Origin of the sequence: Rhodopseudomonas sp. BR0C11 (assembly GCF_010820945.1) — a bacterium.
GTDB classification, from domain to species: Bacteria; Pseudomonadota; Alphaproteobacteria; order Rhizobiales; family Xanthobacteraceae; genus Rhodopseudomonas; species Rhodopseudomonas palustris_H.
This window is the reverse complement of sequence record NZ_QTKI01000381.1, coordinates 1-4,677: the sequence shown is the minus strand read 5'-3', so window position 1 is coordinate 4,677 and position 4,677 is coordinate 1. Positions and strand designations below refer to the sequence as shown.

5 protein-coding genes, 1 tRNA gene and 1 pseudogene are annotated in these 4,677 nt (G+C 65.2%); 2 read left to right on the top strand and 5 right to left on the bottom strand.

Annotated elements, in window-relative coordinates:
- Nucleotides 1-217 (top strand): annotated as a pseudogene (locus tag DYI24_RS21585) (OpgC domain-containing protein); the annotation flags it as partial.
- Here DYI24_RS21585 and DYI24_RS21580 read toward each other — a convergent pair.
- The 5 genes from DYI24_RS21580 to DYI24_RS21560 form a co-directional block, all read right to left on the bottom strand.
- Entirely contained in the window at nt 151-1,269 is a 1,119-nt protein-coding gene (locus tag DYI24_RS21580) for a glycosyltransferase family 4 protein (RefSeq protein WP_164573787.1), read from the bottom strand. The pseudogene DYI24_RS21585 and the gene DYI24_RS21580 overlap by 67 nt on opposite strands.
- A gap of 99 nt (nt 1,270-1,368) precedes the next feature.
- A tRNA-Pro gene (locus DYI24_RS21575) sits at nt 1,369-1,445 on the bottom strand.
- A gap of 80 nt (nt 1,446-1,525) precedes the next feature.
- Nucleotides 1,526-2,011: a DUF192 domain-containing protein gene (locus DYI24_RS21570; protein WP_246701337.1), complete on the bottom strand. Its 486-nt coding sequence runs from the start codon at nt 2,009-2,011 to the stop codon at nt 1,526-1,528.
- A gap of 181 nt (nt 2,012-2,192) precedes the next feature.
- A complete protein-coding gene (locus tag DYI24_RS21565) occupies nt 2,193-2,900 on the bottom strand; it encodes a cold-shock protein (protein WP_164573786.1) in 708 nt (235 codons plus the stop codon).
- Nucleotides 2,901-3,103: 203 nt separating this feature from the next.
- Complete coding sequence (locus tag DYI24_RS21560; RefSeq protein WP_164573785.1) at nt 3,104-3,865, bottom strand: SIR2 family NAD-dependent protein deacylase; 762 nt, start codon at nt 3,863-3,865, stop codon at nt 3,104-3,106.
- Nucleotides 3,866-4,305: 440 nt separating this feature from the next.
- Between DYI24_RS21560 and DYI24_RS21555 the strand changes: the two genes are divergently transcribed.
- Nucleotides 4,306-4,677, top strand: a 372-nt coding sequence (locus tag DYI24_RS21555; protein ID WP_164573784.1) for a VOC family protein, incomplete at its 3' end; no start/stop codon positions are given.

The window sequence follows — 4,677 nt, the reverse complement described above, 5'->3', positions numbered from 1 at the left end:
CGCTCTGATGACGCTGGTGGCCTACTACATCTCCTGGTCGAAGCAGCAGGACAAACCCGCCCGCCCCGCCGCCAAGCCCGCCACTCAGGCTGCTCCCGTTGCTCCGGTCGCGGCTTCCGGTGCCGAGCCGCAACCGGCGCGGTCGCAGCTTCAGGACAGCGGCGTGCCGGCCGTCTCGCCGGCGATGATCGCGGCGGCGCGGTCGAGCCCGGAATAGAGATCGTGACTGGCGCCGTAGCGGGCGCCGTTCTCGCTCCATGACGCACGGCGTCCCGGCGCCGACGCCTGACGCAGCGCCTCGATCAAATTGCCGGGACCGAACGGCTCCGGCAGCACCACGCCGGCATCGGCTGCTGCAACGTGGCGAGCATAGCCGCACACCGCAGTGGTGATCACCGGCAAGCCGTTGACCACCGCTTCAAGGATCGCGGTGCCGGTGGTGTCGACCCGCGCCGGATGGATCAGAACATCGGCTCCCGACATCAATTCGGGAATGTCGCGGCGCATGCCGAGCAAGCTGATCCGGTCCGACACCTTGGCGTCGCCGGCAAGCCGGCGCATCAGCCGCCCCTGCTTGCTGTCGTCGGCAACCCCCGCCACCACCAGCCGCGCCTCCGGGAACGCCGCAAGCGCCGCCACCGCGCGGTCGAGCCCCTTGGTGAGCGGATGCGCCGCCACCGCGAGCCAGACAACGGGATCGCCGACGACACGGAGCTCGCCGCGGATGCGCTCGCGGGTGCCGTCGGTGCGAAACTCCGGATGCCGGCGGCCGGGATCAATCGTCGGCGGCATCAGCGCCAGCCGTTCCGGCTCGGTGCCCCAGGCGAGTTGGAAACTGTCGAGCTGGTTCTGGCTCAGCAGCAGACACTGCGTCGGCCGTCCGGGTGCGAAACTCGCAGCCTCCAGCCCAAGCTTGATCCGTCGGCGCGCGGTGAAGCGATCGGACCACCGCGCCGGCCGCGCCTTGTCAGAGCCGTCGGCGCAATACAGCACGTCGAGATCGATCAGCTTACCGAAGCCGGCGAGCCGGTCGAAGTTCGGTTTGCGCTGCGCCGCCGCGTCGGCAAAGCGCTGGTCGCGGCCGTGGTTGCTCCAGGCGCTGACCGGCAACAGTTCGATGTTCAAGTCAGTCGGCAGCTCACCCTGCCGCCGCGAGGCCAGAATGGTGACGTCGTGACCGCGCGCCATCAGCCGCCGGGCGATGCCCATGCAGTCCCGCTGCAGTCCGCCGCTCGGGAACAGCGACACGATCGCCAGCGCGATCTTCATCGGCCAAGCTCCGCAGCAGCCTCAGATACGGCGCAATCGGCACCGGCCGCGTGCCCTGGGAGCCCGCGGCGAAGCCATCGTGAAATGAAGCAAGACGGGTGGTCGGGGCAGCTGGATTCGAACCAACGACCTGCAGTACCCAAAACTGCCGCGCTACCAGGCTGCGCTATACCCCGATCCATGACCCGATCCATGACCCGGATCTCTGGGCCGACGGCCGTCGATACACGGTTCACGTCAGCCCAGCAAGCCGGCCTCAGCGCGACTTGAACAAGGGATGCGCCACCCGGTCGCCGGCGGCGATGCCGAGCTTCTTGGCGGTGCCGCCTGAGACCTCGAGAACGCCCGCGACTGGGCCGCCGGAAGCGATGATCCGGGTCGACAGCGGCTCTGTGTTCTCAGCGATCCGCAGGATGGTGCCGTCGCCGCGGATGAAGATCATGTCGAGCGGGATGTAGGTGTTCTTCATCCACATCGAGACCTGCTGCTCGGGACGGAAGTCGAACAGCATGCCCTGCCCGTCCGGCAGGCTCTTGCGGTACATCAGGCCGACTTCCCGCTCCTGATCGGTGGTGGCGATCTCGACGGTGAAGACGTGCACGCCGGTTTTGCCGACAATCTCGAGCGACTGCATCTGCGCCGCGACCGCACCTTGCACCAGAAGGCCGTACAGCATCGCCGCCATCGCGAGCGCACCCAGCCACCGCAGCCGGCGGAATTTGAACATTTCAGAAGCCTGCATGGAATCGAACCTGTGTTTCGCGGTGCCACGGCGCGCATCGCCGCCGGGATCATGCCGAACGCATTTCCGCCGCGCAAACAGCATGCGCGGCGGGCGTCAGCCGATTCACAAATTGGCGATCAAGGATGGCGCGATCAAGAACAGCGCACGTGCTGTGCGCCGTTTGCGGTCCGGCTGCCGGTCAGTGCGAGGACAGCCCAGGTGCGCCGTTCTCCGGCTGGATCTCGGCCGCCATCATGCCCTTGGAGCCCGGCCCGAACCGCACCAGCACATACTGGCCCGGCCGCAGCTCGGTCATGCCATAGCGGCGCAGCGTTTCCATGTGCACGAAGATATCCGGCGTGCCCTCGCCGCAGGTCAGGAAGCCGAACCCGCGCAGCCGGTTGAACCATTTGACCTGTGCGCGCTCAAGCCCGCTGGTCGGCGTCACGCTGACATGGGTGCGCGCCGGCAGCATCTGGGCCGGATGGATCGCAGTCGACTCGTCCATCGAGACGATGCGGAATGCCTGGTAACCCTTGGCGCGCTGCACGCATTCGACGACGATGCGGGCGCCCTCATAGGCGGTCTGGTAGCCGTCGCGGCGCAGCACCGTGACGTGCAGCAGAACGTCGGGCCGGCCATTGTCCGGAACCACGAAGCCATAGCCCTTGGAAGCGTCGAACCACTTGATGACGCCGCTGACCTCGACGAGGTTCGCGGCTTCGCCGAGACCCGTAAAGGCATCGCGCGGATTCAGATCGCGGGGAACTGAAAGGTCGCCATGCGCGCCGACCCCGAAGTCCCGCGGCGAGAAATCGCCTGCCGGAAACTCCGCTGCTCTCGGCTTCGCAGCGCTGGCTGCGGGCAAAACGCCCGGCCTTTTGGACTCAAATCCGTCCGACCCCATGACCCCGGACCCCGCACGTCATCAACAAATTCGTCGCATCCGCGACGAGGATGATTCGCCGAGCATTCCCTCAAACTACTCAGGATTGCGCCGCCGCGAATCTGTTGATTCGAAGATAACACCGTGGTCCAAACGGCAAAGACAAAAAAATCGTTACGCGACAACTATAAACAGCCTTGAAAGCCTGCGAATCTTACGAGGTTTCAGTTACCGACGAACGGTCCAAGCGTTTCTCCGATGTCGTGACGGATCACAAGATCGGCCATTTCATCTTGTTCGGTCGGCTCTCTGTTGATGATCACGAGCTTGGCGCCGCACTCTTTGGCCAGCATCGGAAAGCCCGCTGCAGGCCACACCACAAGCGACGAACCGATCGCAATGAACAGATCGCAATGCTGCGCCAGATCGGTCGCGCGGCGCATCGCCTCCGGCGGCATCGACTGACCGAACGATACCGTCGCGGTCTTCACCGGCTCGTCGCACGCGGTGCAATGTGGCGCGTGCCCGGTGCGGAAGAACCATTCGCGCACCCACTCCAGCTCATGCCGTTTGCCGCAGCCGATGCAGCGCGCGTAGGTGGTGTTGCCGTGGAGCTCGACGACGTCGTGTTCGGCGAAGCCGGACATTTGATGCAGATTGTCGATGTTCTGCGTGATGATCGCCGGCACCTTGCCGGCCTTGTACAGCGATGCGAGCGCGCGATGACCGCGGGTCGGCCGCGCCTTCGCAAAGGTCTGCTCCATCGCGAAGCGTCGCCGCCACGCTTCGTCGCGCGCATCCTGGCGTGCCACGAACTCGTCGAACGGAATCGGCTGATTGCGGCTCCATAGGCCGCCAGGCGATCGGAAATCTGGAATGCCGGACTCGGTCGAAATGCCGGCGCCGGTGAATGGCACGATCGACGAAGCGTGCGCGATCATGTCGCCGAGCTGTTCGACCCCGCTGGAAAGGCTGGGTGCGATCATGGTTGGATCATTTCAAACTTACCCTGTCGTCGCGCAAGCGTCCGCGCGCCGCGAGCGAACCGAGAGGACGAGGCTGCGCCGAGATCGACGCATCCGCCGCGGAGAAGTTGCCGGTTCCCGTGCTCAGATTCGAAGCCACATTTTTTTGAATTGCAAGAGGGCTGCCGTGGTCGGATAGTTGAACCCTCCAAGGCGGGGCTCTTTTTCGTCGGTCGTCCGCCCGCGATCGGATGCGAAGGCACGATGTTCAGTGCCCTCGCCTCTGCTTCGCCACACCTCCCCGAGCGCGCATAAGGTCCGGAGCCTCGGCTCCGGACCTTCATCGTTTTGACGTCCGGTCCGGACATCATGGCCGGCGCAGCGACGCGCCGCCCGCGCTTTTCATCGCGGCCAATCCGTCGCAGAATCCCCGGCACCTTTCTCAAGGAGACCACCCGCACATGCGTTACCTGCACACCATGCTCCGCGTCCGCAATCTCGACACCGCCCTGAAATTCTTCGTCGGCGCGCTCGGCCTCAAGGAGGTCCGCCGCATCGACAACGATAAGGGCAAGTTCACGCTGCTGTTCCTGTGCGCGCCGGAAGACGAGGAACTGGTGAAGCAGTCGAAGGGCCGCCCGGCTCCGACGATCGAACTGACCCACAATTGGGACGAAGAGACCTATGGCGAGGACCGCTTCTTCGGCCATCTCGCGTTCGAGGTCGACGACATCTACGCGACCTGCGCAAAGCTGATGGAGCTCGGCATCACCATTAACCGCCCGCCGCGCGACGGTCAGATGGCGTTCGTGCGCTCGCCGGATTTGCAGTCG